The 15454-nt window shown below is 52.0% G+C and carries 27 protein-coding genes and 1 pseudogene; 16 read left to right on the top strand and 12 right to left on the bottom strand.

What is annotated here, in order from left to right:
- Positions 1-12 precede the first annotated feature (12 nt).
- From AC6ESO_RS21855 to AC6ESO_RS21820, 8 genes and pseudogenes are all read left to right on the top strand, one after another.
- Positions 13-2007, top strand: coding sequence for a hypothetical protein (locus AC6ESO_RS21855; protein ID WP_497093239.1), 1995 nt, complete (start codon positions 13-15; stop codon positions 2005-2007).
- Positions 2001-2477 (top strand): hypothetical protein, encoded by a 477-nt coding sequence (locus tag AC6ESO_RS21850; RefSeq protein WP_497093238.1) that lies wholly within the window; start codon positions 2001-2003, stop codon positions 2475-2477. The genes AC6ESO_RS21855 and AC6ESO_RS21850 overlap by 7 nt, the downstream gene beginning before the upstream one ends.
- A 12-nt stretch (positions 2478-2489) precedes the next feature.
- Positions 2490-4262 carry a hypothetical protein gene (locus AC6ESO_RS21845; RefSeq protein ID WP_497093237.1) on the top strand — a complete coding sequence of 591 codons (1773 nt, stop codon included), beginning with the start codon at positions 2490-2492 and terminating at the stop codon, positions 4260-4262.
- Between the two features lie 17 nt (positions 4263-4279).
- Positions 4280-4606 (top strand): hypothetical protein, encoded by a 327-nt coding sequence (locus AC6ESO_RS21840; RefSeq protein ID WP_497093236.1) that lies wholly within the window; start codon positions 4280-4282, stop codon positions 4604-4606.
- A gap of 1 nt (position 4607) precedes the next feature.
- On the top strand, positions 4608-4778 hold the full coding sequence (locus AC6ESO_RS21835; RefSeq protein WP_497093235.1) for a hypothetical protein: 171 nt from the start codon (positions 4608-4610) through the stop codon (positions 4776-4778).
- A gap of 34 nt (positions 4779-4812) precedes the next feature.
- Positions 4813-5760 (top strand): annotated as a pseudogene (locus AC6ESO_RS21830) (S8 family peptidase); the annotation flags it as partial.
- A 201-nt stretch (positions 5761-5961) separates the two neighbouring features.
- A complete protein-coding gene (locus AC6ESO_RS21825; protein ID WP_497093234.1) occupies positions 5962-6369 on the top strand; it encodes a phage holin family protein in 408 nt (135 codons plus the stop codon).
- A complete protein-coding gene (locus AC6ESO_RS21820) occupies positions 6356-7132 on the top strand; it encodes a DUF1906 domain-containing protein (protein ID WP_497093233.1) in 777 nt (258 codons plus the stop codon). Before AC6ESO_RS21825 ends, AC6ESO_RS21820 begins: the two co-directional genes overlap by 14 nt.
- 39 nt (positions 7133-7171) lie before the next feature.
- Here the strand turns inward: AC6ESO_RS21820 and AC6ESO_RS21815 are convergent, their stop codons facing one another.
- The 9 genes from AC6ESO_RS21815 to AC6ESO_RS21775 all read right to left on the bottom strand — a co-directional run bounded on the left by AC6ESO_RS21815 (position 7172) and on the right by AC6ESO_RS21775 (position 9799).
- Positions 7172-7333 carry a hypothetical protein gene (locus AC6ESO_RS21815; RefSeq protein ID WP_497093232.1) on the bottom strand — a complete coding sequence of 54 codons (162 nt, stop codon included), beginning with the start codon at positions 7331-7333 and terminating at the stop codon, positions 7172-7174.
- A 244-nt stretch (positions 7334-7577) separates the two neighbouring features.
- Positions 7578-7727 (bottom strand): DUF7336 domain-containing protein, encoded by a 150-nt coding sequence (locus AC6ESO_RS21810; protein WP_497093231.1) that lies wholly within the window; start codon positions 7725-7727, stop codon positions 7578-7580.
- A gap of 12 nt (positions 7728-7739) precedes the next feature.
- On the bottom strand, positions 7740-8021 hold the full coding sequence (locus AC6ESO_RS21805; protein ID WP_497093230.1) for a DUF5362 family protein: 282 nt from the start codon (positions 8019-8021) through the stop codon (positions 7740-7742).
- A 53-nt stretch (positions 8022-8074) separates the two neighbouring features.
- Positions 8075-8290, bottom strand: coding sequence for a hypothetical protein (locus AC6ESO_RS21800; protein ID WP_497093229.1), 216 nt, complete (start codon positions 8288-8290; stop codon positions 8075-8077).
- The gene (locus tag AC6ESO_RS21795) at positions 8283-8498 is read right to left on the bottom strand and encodes a hypothetical protein (protein ID WP_497093228.1); all 216 of its coding nucleotides are present in this window, start codon (positions 8496-8498) and stop codon (positions 8283-8285) included. Before AC6ESO_RS21795 ends, AC6ESO_RS21800 begins: the two co-directional genes overlap by 8 nt.
- Before the next feature lie 24 nt (positions 8499-8522).
- Complete coding sequence (gene thyX, locus AC6ESO_RS21790; RefSeq protein WP_497093227.1) at positions 8523-9194, bottom strand: FAD-dependent thymidylate synthase; 672 nt, start codon at positions 9192-9194, stop codon at positions 8523-8525.
- On the bottom strand, positions 9175-9402 hold the full coding sequence (locus AC6ESO_RS21785; RefSeq protein WP_497093226.1) for a hypothetical protein: 228 nt from the start codon (positions 9400-9402) through the stop codon (positions 9175-9177). The genes thyX and AC6ESO_RS21785 overlap by 20 nt, the downstream gene beginning before the upstream one ends.
- Before the next feature lie 23 nt (positions 9403-9425).
- Positions 9426-9617 (bottom strand): hypothetical protein, encoded by a 192-nt coding sequence (locus AC6ESO_RS21780; RefSeq protein ID WP_497093225.1) that lies wholly within the window; start codon positions 9615-9617, stop codon positions 9426-9428.
- Positions 9614-9799, bottom strand: coding sequence for a helix-turn-helix domain-containing protein (locus AC6ESO_RS21775; RefSeq protein ID WP_497093224.1), 186 nt, complete (start codon positions 9797-9799; stop codon positions 9614-9616). The genes AC6ESO_RS21780 and AC6ESO_RS21775 overlap by 4 nt, the downstream gene beginning before the upstream one ends.
- A gap of 150 nt (positions 9800-9949) precedes the next feature.
- On the opposite strand from AC6ESO_RS21775, the gene AC6ESO_RS21770 reads away from it, so the two are divergent.
- Positions 9950-10321 carry a YhjD family protein gene (locus AC6ESO_RS21770; protein ID WP_497093223.1) on the top strand — a complete coding sequence of 124 codons (372 nt, stop codon included), beginning with the start codon at positions 9950-9952 and terminating at the stop codon, positions 10319-10321.
- A gap of 76 nt (positions 10322-10397) precedes the next feature.
- Here AC6ESO_RS21770 and AC6ESO_RS21765 read toward each other — a convergent pair whose 3' ends face one another.
- From AC6ESO_RS21765 to AC6ESO_RS21755, 3 genes are read right to left on the bottom strand one after another with little or no spacing between them, the layout of a single operon-like run.
- Positions 10398-10556 carry a helix-turn-helix domain-containing protein gene (locus AC6ESO_RS21765; RefSeq protein WP_497093222.1) on the bottom strand — a complete coding sequence of 53 codons (159 nt, stop codon included), beginning with the start codon at positions 10554-10556 and terminating at the stop codon, positions 10398-10400.
- A complete protein-coding gene (locus AC6ESO_RS21760) occupies positions 10553-10771 on the bottom strand; it encodes a hypothetical protein (protein WP_497093221.1) in 219 nt (72 codons plus the stop codon). The genes AC6ESO_RS21765 and AC6ESO_RS21760 overlap by 4 nt, the downstream gene beginning before the upstream one ends.
- Complete coding sequence (locus AC6ESO_RS21755; RefSeq protein WP_497093220.1) at positions 10772-10942, bottom strand: hypothetical protein; 171 nt, start codon at positions 10940-10942, stop codon at positions 10772-10774.
- Between the two features lie 251 nt (positions 10943-11193).
- On the opposite strand from AC6ESO_RS21755, the gene AC6ESO_RS21750 reads away from it, so the two are divergent.
- From AC6ESO_RS21750 to AC6ESO_RS21720, 7 genes are all read left to right on the top strand, one after another.
- Positions 11194-11919, top strand: coding sequence for a phytanoyl-CoA dioxygenase family protein (locus AC6ESO_RS21750; RefSeq protein ID WP_497093219.1), 726 nt, complete (start codon positions 11194-11196; stop codon positions 11917-11919).
- Complete coding sequence (locus AC6ESO_RS21745) at positions 11916-12140, top strand: hypothetical protein (protein WP_497093218.1); 225 nt, start codon at positions 11916-11918, stop codon at positions 12138-12140. Before AC6ESO_RS21750 ends, AC6ESO_RS21745 begins: the two co-directional genes overlap by 4 nt.
- Before the next feature lie 128 nt (positions 12141-12268).
- Positions 12269-13069, top strand: coding sequence for an AraC family transcriptional regulator (locus AC6ESO_RS21740; RefSeq protein ID WP_497093217.1), 801 nt, complete (start codon positions 12269-12271; stop codon positions 13067-13069).
- A 106-nt stretch (positions 13070-13175) separates the two neighbouring features.
- On the top strand, positions 13176-13838 hold the full coding sequence (locus tag AC6ESO_RS21735) for an MBL fold metallo-hydrolase (RefSeq protein ID WP_497093216.1): 663 nt from the start codon (positions 13176-13178) through the stop codon (positions 13836-13838).
- Positions 13835-14311 carry a CcdC family protein gene (locus AC6ESO_RS21730; protein ID WP_497093215.1) on the top strand — a complete coding sequence of 159 codons (477 nt, stop codon included), beginning with the start codon at positions 13835-13837 and terminating at the stop codon, positions 14309-14311. The genes AC6ESO_RS21735 and AC6ESO_RS21730 overlap by 4 nt, the downstream gene beginning before the upstream one ends.
- A gap of 19 nt (positions 14312-14330) precedes the next feature.
- A complete protein-coding gene (locus AC6ESO_RS21725) occupies positions 14331-14672 on the top strand; it encodes a DUF1801 domain-containing protein (protein WP_494819901.1) in 342 nt (113 codons plus the stop codon).
- A gap of 23 nt (positions 14673-14695) precedes the next feature.
- Positions 14696-15352 (top strand): HAD family hydrolase, encoded by a 657-nt coding sequence (locus AC6ESO_RS21720; protein WP_497093214.1) that lies wholly within the window; start codon positions 14696-14698, stop codon positions 15350-15352.
- Positions 15353-15454 lie beyond the last annotated feature (102 nt).

Below are 15454 nucleotides of genomic sequence, written 5' to 3'. Positions count from 1 at the left end.
GGAGGGGGCGGCATGACAGTAAGAATAGGCATCAAGCAAACCTCCCCCTCATGGTCGGAGGTCTTTCGGGTAGATGGATCTAATTTCTCTATCGCGGATTGGAATACGATCTCCGGGTCGGGTAACGCGATAACGATAGTCGCCGATGCTGACGCTTCGACCGGGAACGCGATCAAGTGTATAGGCGGTAGATACATCGAGTACAAGGAAAATATCCCATACAGCCCTCACAAGATATACCGCGTAACGGTCAAGGTCAAGCAGTACGTGACAACTTCCTTGGGAACGCCGAGGACTTATTTCGGCGTGGGAGGGATCGCCTCGGACGGAGTAACCCATGTCAACATTTTGGGGGCTGACTCGACGAGCTCGCAGCACTATCTCGCGATGAGTAGCGTTAACCTATCGACGGCAGCGGCTTATACCGAGTACGTCGGTTACTTCATGGGGCAGGCGACGACGAATAACTCAGGCTCTCATCCAAGCGAGGGATCGCCAGCTCAGTTATACAATGGTGCCTCCTACTTCCGGCCAATCTTCCTATTCAATAACGGTGCGACATCATCGGACGGAGATGAGCGGATCGACTACATCATGCTCGAAGAAAAGGCGATTAACCTCCAGCTCACGACGATGCTCGATACGCTCTCCATTGACGACATTATCGGGGAGCGCTCGACGGCTTCTTTCGTTGCTAAGACCGATACGAGCACGCACTTTCAACAGGGAATGGGCGTCGAGATTTACGACGACTTCGATTTGATCTTTGCCGGGGCCATCGATAGGCCGACCGAGAAGCGAGTCCCGGGGCGCAATGTCCTAATGCACACGATCCAGTGTAAGGACATGCACTATCTCGCGGATAAGCGGGTTATAGCCAAGGCTTACTCAGGCATGGACGCCGGGAGTATCGTCGCGGATATCCTCACGCTCAAGCTTGCCGATGAGGGCGTAACCGCAGGAACGATCCAAACCGGGCCGACTATATCGGAGGCTGTGTTCAACTATATCCCGGTCTCTAGGGCGCTGGAGTCGCTAGCGGAAAAAGCCGGGTTTATATGGTACATCGATTTCGATAAGACGCTCCACTTCAAAGACCGCTCGACGGATATCGCGCCTTGGATCGTAACCGGGGACGACGTTCTGAACGGCGTTAACGTGGAGAGGAGCAATCAGAAATACCGCAACTATCAATACATCAAGGGTGGTACGGACGTAACCGACGTTCAAGTCGAGTCATTCAAGGGCGACGGAGAGCAGCAGGCTTTCTCTCTCGGTTATAAGGTCGCGAAGTCCCCGACGATTAAGGTCAACGGCGTTACGAAGACAAAAGGCATCCGGGGGCTCGACACTGGCAAGGACTGGTACTGGTCGAAGGGCGAGAACGCGATCTCTCAAGACTTTAGCGGTACGCCTCTTACCTCATCGGATACGCTGGAGGTCACTTATCAAGGAGAGTTTCCGATCATCGCTATTAGTAAGGACTTGTCTCAGATCACGTATAGGCAGGAGCTCGAAGTGAATAGCGGTATCAATGAGGAAGTAACCGACGAGCCGGAGATCGATACCCGGGCCGCTGCTTTCCAATCTGCCGCCGCTAAGCTCGGCAAGTACGCGAACATAGGCCGGAGCATCAAGTTTGATACAAGGCGAAAGGGCCTAGCAGCCGGGCAGCTCGTCGAGATATACATCCCGGAGCATAACCTCGGTAATGCTTCAATGCTGATCGACAGCGTCGAAACGAACGACGAGGACGGCTTTCTCGTTTACAGCGTTTCAGCGTTAGAGGGTACGGAGCAAGGGAGCTGGGCGCGTATGTTTGAGCGCATGGCTAATAGGGGCGAGGCTTTCGTTATCCGCGAGAATCTCACCGAGGACGAGGTGCTCGTCATACTGGAGACGTTCTCCGAGTCGGTAACGTGGAGCGAGACGACGACAGCGAGTGTATACGCCTGCCCGATCCCTAATACGACACTATTCCCCTCGACAACATTATTCCCATGCTAGGAGGTGCGGTCTTGCACAAAGAAGCGGTAGGCTGGACAGGACGAATCAAGGTAACGACAACATATACCGACGGTACGGTCGAGGTCGAGGAGTTCAACAACCTCATAACCAACGCGGGCAAGAACATGCTCCGGGACGTACTCCGGGGGAGCGTTACAGACGGTCGGATTAAATACATGGCATGGGGCACGAGCTCGACCGCCCCCGCTGGCACACAGACACAGCTCGTCGCGGAGTCGGGCCGAAAGGTGGTTACGCTACAATCTGCCGGGAGCACCGGGGTCGTCACGACGACGACATACCTCGCTCCGTCCGATGCTAACGTGAACATTCAAGAGCTCGGATGGTTCGCCGGATCGACGGCAACAGCTACGGCGAATAGTGGTATCATGGTGGCGCGCGTGCTCTACTCGAAGAACAAAACGAATATAGAGTCGATCCAAGTCGACCGGGTCGATACGATCTCATAAGGAGGCGATTAGGTGGCTTATTCTAAAACAACATGGGTTAACGGAGGCGCCCCGGGCATCTCTGCTACTAACCTAAACAAGATCGAGCAGGGGATAGCCGACGCGCTTCCACTTGACGGCAGCTCGGCTATGACCGGGGCGCTCACTGTTCGGGGGGAGGTATCCCTCGGTACTAGCAGCTTTACGGCGTCTATCATACGTGCTCATTCCGCAGATGCGAACGGCACAGACGTTAGTTTCGGGGCGGGAGGCATGACGGTCGTCTCGGCAGGAGAGGCACATACCGCGGTAGTGGCGGGAACGACTAGCGCGGAGAAACTGATCCTCGCGGCTGACTCGGTCGCCTACATCATGTCAAACGTTAACGGCGGGTATGCGAGCCGTAAAGAGTGGGTATTCGGTACGAACGGAAACATTACCGCTCCGGGAGGCGCCGACTTTAGCGGTAATGTCACTGTATCCAACGGTTCGTATTTCGCTCAAATTGCGCCTGAGCTTATCACGTTTTCAAGAAATAACGCGAACTACTTCCGGGCGTCAACGGCGGGAGGTTACTTCGTATTCAATGTCAACGGCGACGGAGCAAGCACAGCAGACTCGCCCCTGTGGCTCGGAGCGGATAGGTCGACCAAGACGAGAAGCAACGTAATCGACAACGGAACGACCGGAGATGCGACCTTCGCAGCCGGAGCGACCTTCGGCAATGACGTTACATTCAACAGCGGAGCCGGAGCGATCAAGATAAAATCAGCCGCGTCTAATCAAGCCTATATGGAGTTCTACGCGAAGGACGCCGCGCCGACTACGCGCTCCGGCTTTTTCGGATTCGGCTCGGCGGCTAATGATATTTTAACTGTCCGTAACGAGATATCCGGCGGCAACATCGATCTAGACACGACAGGCGCGGGAGTCGTATCGGTTAACGGCGTCGAGGTCATGACAAAAAGCGGCGGGGCATTTACCGGGGACGTAACCGTCACTAGTGGAAGTCCTGCCTTTATCTTAAAAGAGACAGGCATCACAGCTAATAACGGTCAATGGGATATCCAAGCTAATGCCGAAGCCCTCCATTTCAGAGCTATAAACGACGGATATACCTCTTCTGCGGATTTCATAACCGTCAACAGAACCGGGATGACTATCGACTCGGTAGCGTTCCCGGCGGGCGACGTCTCTGTGTCGGAGGATATCGTCTATCAAGGCGAGACGCTTCTGCGGTCAAGGCTGAACGGAACTACAAACAGACCGGAATATTACGATGGAGTGGGGTGGAAGCCTTTGGGCGGCGGGGTAATGGTAGCGAGTAATAACATCAAACAGAACGATACAGCAACTTATACAGTGCCAGCCAGCACATACATGCTTGTTTGTAAGTTTATACCTCCTACGACTGGCGAGGCTAAAATCACATGGGACGTTAAAGGTGGGGCTGCTAACACTACGTACAACATGTACATGTACACCAGCGCCAGCGATTACAGAACATTCGTTACCGCAGCCGCTCGGGCCGCGACACCAATATCCCTGAGCGCAATGAACGCTACGGGGGCAGTACCTCCGATGGATTGGAGAACACCGCTAGGGACGGCTATCACTCCGAACGCTTCAATTTTTTCAGGTTCGTACGTGGCAGCCTTTGAGGGGGCTAGCAACATCGGCACAACGAACGTTAATCACGTTTCCATAATTAACGTCTTTGAATCCGTACCTATGTACCTCTTCATAGCGCCTCAAACCAACTCAGCCATCATTACTAACATTCAAATATCGTATGACATTCTGTAAAGGGGGGAGGAACATCCATGATTGCTATATTCTTAACCGATGTCGGCGATAGGGTCACTGGTTACAAAAGAATTGAAAGTCAGGAAGAGATTGACGGATTACAGCTCATTTACGTGCTAGTCGAGGAAGTCCCGGAGATACTCTTGAACATTCCAGCGGGAGCCTACGCGGTGTACAAGGACGGTGAGTTCTCGCTCGTCACTCCTCCCGCGCCTGAGCCCCCTCCTCTCTCACCGGATCAAATACGGATCGCTCAGCTCGAAGCGGAGAACAGCGATCTCACGACCCGGCTCGGCGACGTAGAGCTTGCGCTCGCCGATCTATTTACGATAGGAGGTGTATAAGATGGCTATGCCAATGTACAAGATTCGCATTATTGCTAATGCCTGCATCACTCGCTATAACGGCGGCGAGCGGGAAATGATCGACATCGTCGACGGATACAATCTAGCAGCAGACGACCGCGATCTCGTTCTCGCGGAGATTATCGCTAAGCGTCCCGATATCGAGATTTAACACTAACCGCCTCGGTGTATAAGGCTATCCTTGTATTAGTAGAGGAGGCTGTAAAGTGGATAAACGAATAAGACTTATTAAGCCGTTCCCTTCTGTGGGGGCGGCTGCTGCTTGGGACGCCGAGCTGCCGGACGGCGTATCGATGGTGCAAGCGCCGGGTCTGTGGGCGCTGGACGTAACCGGAGAGGGAGTCGTCGTCGCAGTCCTAGACACTGGCTGCATTGCTCATACTGATCTCGCGGGGCAGATCATCGACGAAAAGAATTTCACAAACGAGGGAAGTCCTGCTAGTGTTACCGATCTGAACGGTCATGGTACGCACGTAGCAGGGACGATTGCTGCAAGCAAGAACGCTGCCGGAGTGGTCGGCGTAGCGCCGTATGCCAAGCTGCTGATCTGCAAGGTACTCGACGCAGAAGGACAGGGCAGCTATAACGGACTAATCTCCGCGCTCAGTTATGTGAGATCATGGCGAGGGCCAAACGGTGAGAAGGTATCCGTCGCGAGCATGAGCCTCGGCGGGCCGGACGACGTTCCGCTCCTTCATGCCGCGATCCGGGCAACGGTCGACGCCGGGATTCTTGTCGTATGCGCTGCGGGTAACGACGGAGACGATCAAGCTGCTACAAACGAATACGCCTATCCGGGCCGTTATGCGGAAGTGGTGAGCGTCGGAGCGTGCGACGGCTTCGGGCATGTAGCGCCGTTCTCTAACTCTCACGACGAGATCGATCTAGTAGCCCCGGGCGTTGGTATCCGCAGCACGTACAAGGACGGCGACTATGCATACATGAGCGGTACGAGCATGGCGGCTCCTCACGTAGCAGGCGGGGCGGCTCTCATCGTAGAACAGTGGCGGCATGACCACGCCGGGGTTACTCCTACCGAGGCTCAGCTCTTCGCGGAGCTCACTAAGCGGACGACTTCGCTTGACGCGGATCGCAAGATGCAAGGAGCCGGGATGCTGCACCTCTTAGACAACTATACGCCGCCGCCAGCTTATGAGACGGTCACTATCGAGCAAGCGGTCGCGATCCTGAGCTCGAAGAGTATCATAGAGACTCCGGCGTTCTGGCTGAATCTCCTCGGTAAATTTGAAGCCGATCCGGTTAAATACTCAGATTTCAGATATGTAGAGCTGCTGATCCGCAAGGTCGCAGCACATTTAAAAGGAGGTGCTTAGATGGAACACGTAGCCAAAACAGGCGCGGCGGCTATTGGGGCAGTCCTATCATATGTATATGGGGGGTGGGACGCCTTGCTGATAGCCTTAGTCATATTCGTTACGGTCGACTATATAACTGGCGTCGCTGCCGCAGCGATTAACGGCAAGCTCTCAAGCCGCGTCGGTTCTATTGGGATCGCGAAGAAAGTATTCATTTTTGCAGTCGTGGGCGTCGCTCATGTTATGGACGGCATTCTCGGCGATAACTCGATGCTCCGGGATGCGGCTATATGGTTCTATCTGGCGAACGAGATTATCTCTTTCTTAGAGAACGGCGGGAAGATGGGAGCTCCTATCCCTCCGGTCATCCTCAAGGCCGTCGAAGTGTTGAAGACAAAAGGCGGTATATCGAATGACGACAAGTAAAGGATTCGACTGTGCTCGTCCGGTGCTGGCTAGTCAGGCGAGAACGTTCAAGGACTTCGGGCTGCAATTCGCGGCCCGGTATCTTGTACCGGAGAGGCTGGCATGGAAGAGGCTTATCCGGGGAGAGGCCGAGGCGTTAACCGCTGCCGGGCTCAAGGTCGTATCGGTATTCGAGACAACAGCAAGCAGGCCGAAAGGCGGGGCTCGAAACGGCTCAGAGGATGGGGCCGAGGCGTACCAGGAAGCGCAAAGGATCGAGCAGCCTGCCGGGAGTGCGATATATACGGCGGTCGACTACGACGCTAATCGGAGCGACTTCGATGATATCGAGGCATATATCCGCGCATTCGCAGCGAAGATTCCCGGCTACAAGGTCGGGCTGTATGCCGAGTACGCGGTCGTCGAGGAGATGGCGAAGCGCGGAGCGGCTGACTACTATTGGCAAACTTATGCATGGTCGGGAGGCGCTCGCAGTCAGCACGCCACTCTGTACCAATATAAGAACGGCGTAAGCATGGCAGGCATGGAGATCGATCTCGACGAGGCGACCGGGGATATCGGAGCTTGGGATACGAACAAGGTCGCAGAGGAGGCAGGGGACTTGGAGCTCACCAAGTATCAACGCGACACGCTAGTCGCAGGGCTGGAGAAGCTGCTCGCAGCAGGCCGGATCAATGACGAGACTTGGGTCACGAAAGCAAAGGCCGGGACGCTCACGCTCTCGGAGCTGAGCTGGCTTAACTTCATCTTAGCTAGCAACTAAAAAGAAAGAGCCTCTCAGGTCGAGGGGCTCTTTTTGCGTTTATATCCGGTTAACCAATAGGCCATCTTGCCATGTTTCGAGAATGTATTGCGTCATGCTTTCGTGGTATTTGCTAAGCGCTGCCTCTTGATCTTCGGTGACGAGCACTATCTCCGTAATACCTTCAAATTCCTCAACTGTGTAGACGATGAAAATCTCCACCCCTCAACGCCTCCTCATCTCATTTATGAATTGCAGCACTTCTTCTTTACTGACGCCAAGATTAATAAGTTGTATAAGAATGTCCCTAGCTTCTGCCTAGGTCATCTGCTCGCTTGTTTCGATTTCCTCTTTCATCCTCAACTCCTCCTCCATATGTAACCTAAAGAAATATTATCACATAGACTCACTACCGTCAATCATACTGACGTAATAGTCAAAATAAAAAGCCCCCGGGGAGGGAGCCCTATTCGATAGGTGTATTCAATTCGCGCTCGATGATCTCCAGCTCTCTATTCTCCCGAGCGGCTTCGATGGCGGCTTGCGCTTTCTCCTCGCTGTCGAATACGCCGAGGACGTAAGCCTCACACCAATGTTTAACGATAAAAAGTTTCAAGCTCTCGCCTCCTTACATATGAACAGTTTGCCCGCATTGCTCGCATCCGAAAAACTTAACCTTAGTCTCGACCTTGTTCGGGACTTGGCAGGATGAGCAAACGACATCGACAGTCTTGATCCGCTTCCGTAAGATGAGGACGACGATCCCGCCGATCACGAGCGGTAAGCCGAGAATCGCTCCGACGATAGTCGCGCACAGAATAGCTCCGAATATGAATAGCATGATTGCCGATATGAGATAGGCTTTCCGCTTTGGCTCTCTCTGCGATTGGTGTTTAGCTTCTTTTAACATATAATAGGCCCCCTGTTTGATTGGCAGTATATCCCATTATATGCCTCTTCGGATTATTTAGCTAGATAGTCGGCCTCATTTAATCGAGAGCCTACGGTGCGTACCCACTTCTTAGCCGCCGAGATCGTCTCCAGCAGCGGCAGCTCGGCCCTCAGCTTCTCCCGGGCTGGGAGGCTCCAGCTCATCGGCTCGGCCTCCCATTCCCGGGGCGCTGTGTTGTAAATCTTGAAGCCCATGTAATCATATTCGCCTTGCCACTTGTTAGCCATTTACGTACCTCTCGTATTTATGATCGACGTCTAATAGTCCTAGTTGTATTAGTTTGGCTCTACGATCGCGGACATAACCTTCGATATTCAGCAGCTCATCGGCTATGCTTATATCGCCTGAGTTAGCTCGGATAAACGCACGTATGGCCCATTGCTGCTGATCGTCTAAGCCCAAGTAAAACCTCACCGCATTATCTGAGAATCTCACTCTACCGCCTCCTTAGCTCTCATTCTACTTGACGAGGTGCTCGAGCGAAACAGGGAATAGCTCCTCCGCAAGATCGCGAACGGCGACAGCGTACTCTTGAATCTCCTTCTGTGCGTCGTGAGCTACCCGCTGATTAATGAAATGCGCGACGGATTGCAGCGACGCCGTCCAATACCATCGCACATACATGCCGTAAGCGGGGAGGAAGAGGCGAGCCTGTTCGGCACATATGCCCGCCGTCAAGGCCTCTTCGTAAAGCACGACGCTCTGATCGATATGCTCATGGAGGGCAGCGACCCATCCGATCGCCCGGAGGTCAGACAGAGGCTCGCCGCTGCCTTGCTTCGAGTTCTCTGGAGCGGATCGCCACTCGCTCGGCACATAGAAAGCAGGCTCCTCGGTGATATAGCGACGGCTGCTCTCGTTCCACGCGTCCATCGTATGATCGGAACCGACGACATACTTCCACCACTGGCGGGCCACCATGAGCGGGGCGTACACCTCGAATTGCAGGACGGCATGACGGAAAGGTGAGGTGTGACCCTCTCTGGCGAGAAAGCCGAGGAGTCCGGCGTCCTTATCGGTAAGCTCATGGCTCTCCTTGTCGTAGGACACGCGAGCCGAGTTAACTGGAGTTAGGTCGTCGCCCATATGGTTAACGAGCCGGACGTAACCCTTATCGAGTACGTTTATCATTAGACAATTCCTCCCCATATTTGCGGCGCAATATTTCGTCTGCACGTTGTTTAATCACTTCGTCGCCCATGTCTTTCGCTAGTCCGCGAATGCATAGCAATTGCTGATGAATGCCGAATTTATCCTTTTCAGATCGGCAGACGGGAGAATCAAGTGTTTCCTCAAGTTCGCGAATACGTTTCTTAATCAGAGATTCCCAACTTGGCACATGTACACCGCCTATTCATTGAATTACTTACACTCCCTTAATTCCTCCAATATAGTAGTAAGCGCCGCGTCGTGAGATCGGATCGTCGCGACATCGGGCCGGGCAAGTTGAGCCTTGAGTTGCTCGATCTCCAGCTTAAGCGCGACGTTCTTCGCTTCGAGCTCGCAGATATAGCACGAATCAAGGAACATGTAATGAGGACATTTTCCGCTCATTCCGCAGCACCTCCGTCGAGCCAATCCAGCAGAACCGCCTTGGATACTTTAACCGTCCGACCGATCCGCACAACATGAAATGCGCCGGAGCTGAGCAGCTCGTACGTCTGCCTCTCGCCGATTGATAAGAAGGACTGAACGTCCTTGGCGCTCAGGACGTCCGGCAATTGTTCTTTAGTCACTCTATCGCCTCCTATGTCACTTGAACTGACTAAAATGAGTTTAGCACACCGCCTTTAGCTTCCGCAAGCCTTTTTAAATAGCCTGTAACGTATAATATTGCAGGTTGAAATAGAACATAAGTTCTTATATAATACCCATGAGGTGAGAATATGGGTATCGCAATGCCGAAGAAAGAGGAGCTATTGCTAATCCGCGACTGCGTTATATTGCCAATGCTAATGAACGTTGTTGAGAAAAACCGAAAAGAAATGGAATGGACATCCTATTCCATGAAGCCGCTTTTTCTGGCTTCACTTAATCGGATACAGGACGTCATACACTCCGATCTTGTGGAAACAAGGAAGAGGATGAGGCAAGCTGATATCAAGGTATGGGAATTGGACGTGGTGGATTTCGCTTTACGGTATAGGTATAGATGTCGTGGATACGAAGATGATTTCAGTTTAATGCGCGAAGTGGTCAAGACGGAGCTGTCTGTACGGTTCGGGCAGTACATTGCGAGAGTGTTTAAAAATGAGTAAAAAGCGGCCTACCGGGTTAAATTCGGCGGGTCGCTTTTGTATATTATAGCGATTCGTAACAAAAAAAAGCCCCTCGCTAGGAAGGGCTTACGGATGATTTAAGTATGAGCCATACGCCGCCAGCCTCGCGGCATTCCAGCTTTCCGGCTTTACAAAGGCGCTGCACTTGCCGAGGCGTTACCCTCAGCAGCGCGGCAGCTTCTTGGACTGTGATTACTAGGTCGAGCGGGTTCATCGAGTCGAGCCTCCGTTCAACAGTCCTGCAACTTCTTCGGCGTCTTCGAGCTCCATGCCGGATACTAGCAACACGCTGCCATGCACACCGTCATTGAATCGAAGGTCGACCCGGAAGCGATCCGAGCGCCAGCCTGTGCTCTCAACAACAGCAGAGGCGGCCCGGTTCGGGTCAAGAGTTAAAGCGCGATCAAGAATACGAGCATATTTTTCCACTCAGATCACCTCCTGTTCGTCGTTCCGTTCTAAGCCCACGATCTCAAGATCGGTACGGCGGAGTTCTCTAAGGTCACATAGGACGTTCATGCGAGCGAAGCGCTCCTCTGATCCATATACTCGCGTTAGTGTCGTTCCATCGGAAAGGATAACTGTCCATAAGTTGCTCATTGGTAAATTCCTCCTATAATATAGTTTAGGGGAGGGGCCGGAGCCCCCTTGATCTCATAAAGCTTCGATTTCATCTAGCGCTCTGACTGACTTGAGATCAATATTAGCAGGTCGCATATGCGACGTCAATAGCAATTCGTATCATATTCGTATCATGAGCTAATTCGTATCAACAAAATGCCAGTAAATACGCGACGTTACTGGGTTAAAAGAAAACAACCTTCATCCACTATCGAGGAGTGAAATGAAACATGCTGAATGCGGAACAGTTGAAGCAGTATCATGAGTTGGGATATGTCATCTTAGATCGCCTATTTACAGCAGAAGAAATGGACCGAATTCGAGCGATTATCGACGTATTTGACGGAGAAGCCGAAGAGGCGCTGAAACAGAGCGGCAAAGGTTTTATCAATATTCCGAATCAAATCAATTTCACCTGCAATTTGGCCAGACGAAATGAGGAACTCGAGCAATTTATCGGCGATCAGCGATTTGTCGATCTGACCACTAGCGTGCTAGGGGGGGACATCCGTCTGTATTGGGATCAATCCGTCTACAAACGTCCGGAAGCGAAGAAAGACTTCCCATGGCATCAGGATAACGGCTATGTGCCGACTGATCCGGTTCATTATATGACGTGCTGGCTGGCACTCGATGATGCAACGATCGAGAATGGCTGTATCTGGATTCAGCCAAGCTCGCATCTTCAAGGTTATGTGGAGCATGTGCAGACGGACACGGGCTGGCAGTGTTATTTCGGAGAAGATCCGGGACAACCGGTTCCACTGCCTAAAGGCAGCATGGTAATCTTCCATTCCCTTCTCTTCCACCGCAGCACGCCGAATCAAAGCGACCATACGCGCAAAGCCTATGTCATTCAATATTCCGTTGAAGGTGCGAGGAATCCGGTAACCGGCAAAGTGTTCGACAATGGGCCGCTTATCGCTCAAGACGGTAGAGCGTTGATTACCAAATGAGTGCGGTCATCGTCGTTTGTTTGCGAAATTTGCAGGAGAATCGTCATGGCGCCATGCTTGACCAGCTCGTTCAAGAGGGCCACGATGTCTCGCTCAGCCACTGCTTGAATCAGTGCGTCGGCTGCAGAAGAGGACCGGCACTCTCGATCAATGGGTCATGGATCGGAGCTGACGATGAAGCCGCGCTTCGTAATGAGGTTGACGTGAAGCTGTTGAAATAACGTTTCCAAACCATAGATGAGCTGGTGTAAACTAGAACTATACTAGCTGATAGGATTGGCGGGGGAACCGGTGGAAACCAGATCGCTTACAAGCACAAGCTTCGATCAGTGGCAGGGTCAATGTCTACATGGTGGATGAAGGTAAATACGAGACGCTTAATCATCAGCGCATTATGTATCCGAATTGGGTCATCAGCCATGTGCGTCAAGGGCATGTGATCACAACGACGAATGGCGAACAGCATGAGGTACGTGAAGGAGGGGTAATGCTGCACCCTCCTTTTTTGCCGTTCTCGGAACGGGCGGACCGACCCGGCATACATGAATGGGTTTCGGTTCAAATCCAAACAAGCTACAACGTAGACCTGTTCCAGCTCTATCAAGTCCAGCCCGTTGTGAAGCTGCTCGATGGAGACGCGTATAGTCACGTGTTTCAATCGCTGCTTCGTACTTGGAAGAGCAGCTCATCCTTTCGCGAGGTGTCGCTCACGGCTGACATGCTTCGATTGTCTGCGATGCTGCTCGAGAGCTGGGAAGCACATGGAAGAATTGGCCGCAGCGAAGCCTATTCCGCGAAATATGACAGGTTCTTTCCTATCATTCGTTATATGGCTGACCATATGGCGATGAAGCTATCGCGCGACATGCTCGCGGAGCAGGTGCATTTGAATACGAATTATTTTGACCGAGCTTTCCAGGAAGCCTATGGCATTAACCCGATGCAGATGCTGAGGCAGATGAGGCTGAACAAAGTGAAGCGTCTGCTTGAGACGACGGAGGAGCCGCTCAGCCAGCTGGCGCAACTATGCGGTCTTGGTGACGCTGCCTATTTGAACCGCCAGTTCGTGAAGACTTTCGGTATGACGCCGGGCAAATACAAGCAGACGATTCGTTCGGCGCAAACGAATTTTATGGCGGCTAAGAAATAAAGACTAGTGAAGTAAAAGTAACTGACTTTTGTTCATGCGGCACAAATGGTACGATTATTAGGTAGAGTTTACAAGGCTGCAAAGTTGAGAGGAGTGGCAAGTAACAATGGAGAAATCAGGAATTAAGGCGCTTCAGCTAAACATGTTGGCGAATGGGAATGACTTCATTGTCCATGCAGCTATTGTGTGGGACGAGCAGGAGCTTATCCTCGTGGATACCGGAATCCCCGGACAAGTCGAAGTGATTCGCGAAGCGATGGCGAAGGAAGGCTTCTCTATTGCGGATTTGACCAAAATCATCATTACACACCAAGACCGTGATCACATCGGCTCGCTTCCGGAGCTTGTGGAATTGTTAGAGGGTCGTGTGGAAGTGCTTGCCCATGAAGTAGGCGTCCCTTACATTGCCGGCGAGCTTCCGCTTCTGAAGAGCAAAACATTGGTGCCTCCAGTTAAAGTCGATACTGTTCTGAATGACGGGGATCTGCTGCCGGTTGCCGGTGGTTTGCAAGTCATCTATACGCCGGGACATTCGCCGGACCATATCGCGCTGTATCATATTCCAAGCAAGACGCTGGTTACCGGCGACTCACTGACCGCTAACGAAGGCGCACTGATGCCGCCTGCTCCGAATTTCACCCCGGACTGGGCGACAGCGATAGAGTCCGTTAAGAAGTTCCAGGAGCTTGATATTGCCACTGCCATTGTCTATCATGGCGGCCTGTGTACGGAGAATCTGCAAGAGCGATTGGCGGAAATCGTGAAATGAATCCACAAGTCATCACGATCCTGATCGTCGTTGCCGGTTTAGTCATCTGGCGCAGAAGGAACAGTATGTATCGGCCTATTAAAGGAAATGGCAGACGCCTGCTGCTTCCGCTTATTTTCCTACTTCCAGCCTTCTCGTTATTGTTTAATCCGGATTTCAAGCTGCCGGCAAGCGAATTGGCTGCAGCAGTTGGTGCTGGACTTCTGCTATCGATACCGCTAATTCTGACGACGAATTATGAAGTACGATCAGACGGCCAGATCTATGCGAAGAAGAGCATCGGGTTCATGATCTCGTTTGTCGGTTTGCTGCTCATTCGTCTCTTCATGCGCGACTACTTATCTGATCTGGATCCGAATGAACTAAGCGCTATTTTCATCCTAGTCGCTGTTGGTTACGTCATTCCTTGGCGTATCGCGAGTTATATTAAATTTCGCACGGTGTATACAGGCAAAATGCAAGTATCCGAATAGCTGTAGGAGGCGTAGGGCAATGAATCAAGAAGTGAGCAGCTTTATCGAGGAATTGAAACAGCCATGGCAGGTGGAAGCTTGTAATCAACTGCGTCAGTTGGTTCATCAAACGGTTCCTTCGATCGATGAGCGTATCCAGTATAAAAAGCCGCATTTTCTGAAGGATGGCAAATACGCGGCCGTAATTAGCACGGCGAAAGATACGGTTACATTCATGATTTTCAATACGACGAACCTCGATCTGTCAGGCGGGAAGTTTGAAGGACCTGTGGAACGAAGATGGATGAAGTTTCGCGAAGGGGATCCGATTGATTTGCCATTGCTCGGCAAAGTGCTTTCAGAGGCGTCGAGTACACTGTAGTCGAGGGAGAGTCGGCACTCATCATGTATAAGGCCATATTGTTCGATCTGGATGGAACGCTTACCGATCCGAAGCAAGGCATAACCAGAGCGGTGCAGTACGCGCTGGCCAAGTATGAGATCATTGAGCCGGACTTGGATCAGCTGGAGCCGTTTATCGGGCCGCCGCTCGCGAATTCTTTTCAAGAACGATATGGGTTCTCGGCATCCGAAGCGCGAACAGCGGTGGATTGCTATCGCGAGTATTTTGCCGATAAAGGCATCTATGAGAATGAGTTATATGGCGGGATTCGAGAGCTGCTTGACATGCTCGCGGAGCAGAAGAGAACCTTAATTGTCGCCACTTCCAAACCTACTGTGTTTGCGGAGAAAATTTCAAGCCATTTTGAAATCGACTCTTATTTCGACTATGTATGCGGAAGCAATCTCGATGGTACGATGTCGGATAAAGGTGACATTATCGCTCATATTCTACAATCGCAGCAACTCACCGCGGAATCGGCCGTGATGATCGGTGACCGCAAGCATGACTTGATCGGCGCCCATCGTAACGGAGTTGCATCCATTGGAGTAGAGTACGGCTACGGAAGCGAAGAAGAGTTACGGGCACAATCGCCGAAGTATTATGTGCGGAGCGTACAGGAGCTGCATGAGCTGTTCCAAATTACATTGCGAATATAAAGATTCCGGCAATCATCATCATCCAGTAGCTTTTCGTTGATAAGCCTGAGCTTTCGTGTACCTACGCGAGAGTTCGGGCTTTTTTTGTTTGAATCACAAGAC

The organism is Paenibacillus rhizoryzae (assembly GCF_059686995.1).
The sequence above is the reverse complement of the archived record's forward strand: the minus strand, read 5'-3'. Positions and strand labels throughout refer to the sequence as shown.

Coding starts and splice junctions, on each gene's coding strand:
- AC6ESO_RS21855 (WP_497093239.1), top strand. CDS start 13: ATGACAGTAAGAATAGGCATCAAGCAAACCTCCCCCTCATGGTCGGAG.
- AC6ESO_RS21850 (WP_497093238.1), top strand. CDS start 2,001: ATGCTAGGAGGTGCGGTCTTGCACAAAGAAGCGGTAGGCTGGACAGGA.
- AC6ESO_RS21840 (WP_497093236.1), top strand. CDS start 4,280: ATGATTGCTATATTCTTAACCGATGTCGGCGATAGGGTCACTGGTTAC.
- AC6ESO_RS21835 (WP_497093235.1), top strand. CDS start 4,608: ATGGCTATGCCAATGTACAAGATTCGCATTATTGCTAATGCCTGCATC.
- AC6ESO_RS21825 (WP_497093234.1), top strand. CDS start 5,962: ATGGAACACGTAGCCAAAACAGGCGCGGCGGCTATTGGGGCAGTCCTA.
- AC6ESO_RS21820 (WP_497093233.1), top strand. CDS start 6,356: ATGACGACAAGTAAAGGATTCGACTGTGCTCGTCCGGTGCTGGCTAGT.
- AC6ESO_RS21805 (WP_497093230.1), bottom strand. CDS start 8,021: ATGTTAAAAGAAGCTAAACACCAATCGCAGAGAGAGCCAAAGCGGAAA.
- AC6ESO_RS21800 (WP_497093229.1), bottom strand. CDS start 8,290: ATGGCTAACAAGTGGCAAGGCGAATATGATTACATGGGCTTCAAGATT.
- thyX (WP_497093227.1), bottom strand. CDS start 9,194: ATGATAAACGTACTCGATAAGGGTTACGTCCGGCTCGTTAACCATATG.
- AC6ESO_RS21780 (WP_497093225.1), bottom strand. CDS start 9,617: ATGAGCGGAAAATGTCCTCATTACATGTTCCTTGATTCGTGCTATATC.
- AC6ESO_RS21770 (WP_497093223.1), top strand. CDS start 9,950: ATGGGTATCGCAATGCCGAAGAAAGAGGAGCTATTGCTAATCCGCGAC.
- AC6ESO_RS21765 (WP_497093222.1), bottom strand. CDS start 10,556: ATGAACCCGCTCGACCTAGTAATCACAGTCCAAGAAGCTGCCGCGCTG.
- AC6ESO_RS21755 (WP_497093220.1), bottom strand. CDS start 10,942: ATGAGCAACTTATGGACAGTTATCCTTTCCGATGGAACGACACTAACG.
- AC6ESO_RS21750 (WP_497093219.1), top strand. CDS start 11,194: ATGCTGAATGCGGAACAGTTGAAGCAGTATCATGAGTTGGGATATGTC.
- AC6ESO_RS21745 (WP_497093218.1), top strand. CDS start 11,916: ATGAGTGCGGTCATCGTCGTTTGTTTGCGAAATTTGCAGGAGAATCGT.
- AC6ESO_RS21740 (WP_497093217.1), top strand. CDS start 12,269: ATGGTGGATGAAGGTAAATACGAGACGCTTAATCATCAGCGCATTATG.
- AC6ESO_RS21735 (WP_497093216.1), top strand. CDS start 13,176: ATGGAGAAATCAGGAATTAAGGCGCTTCAGCTAAACATGTTGGCGAAT.
- AC6ESO_RS21730 (WP_497093215.1), top strand. CDS start 13,835: ATGAATCCACAAGTCATCACGATCCTGATCGTCGTTGCCGGTTTAGTC.
- AC6ESO_RS21725 (WP_494819901.1), top strand. CDS start 14,331: ATGAATCAAGAAGTGAGCAGCTTTATCGAGGAATTGAAACAGCCATGG.
- AC6ESO_RS21720 (WP_497093214.1), top strand. CDS start 14,696: ATGTATAAGGCCATATTGTTCGATCTGGATGGAACGCTTACCGATCCG.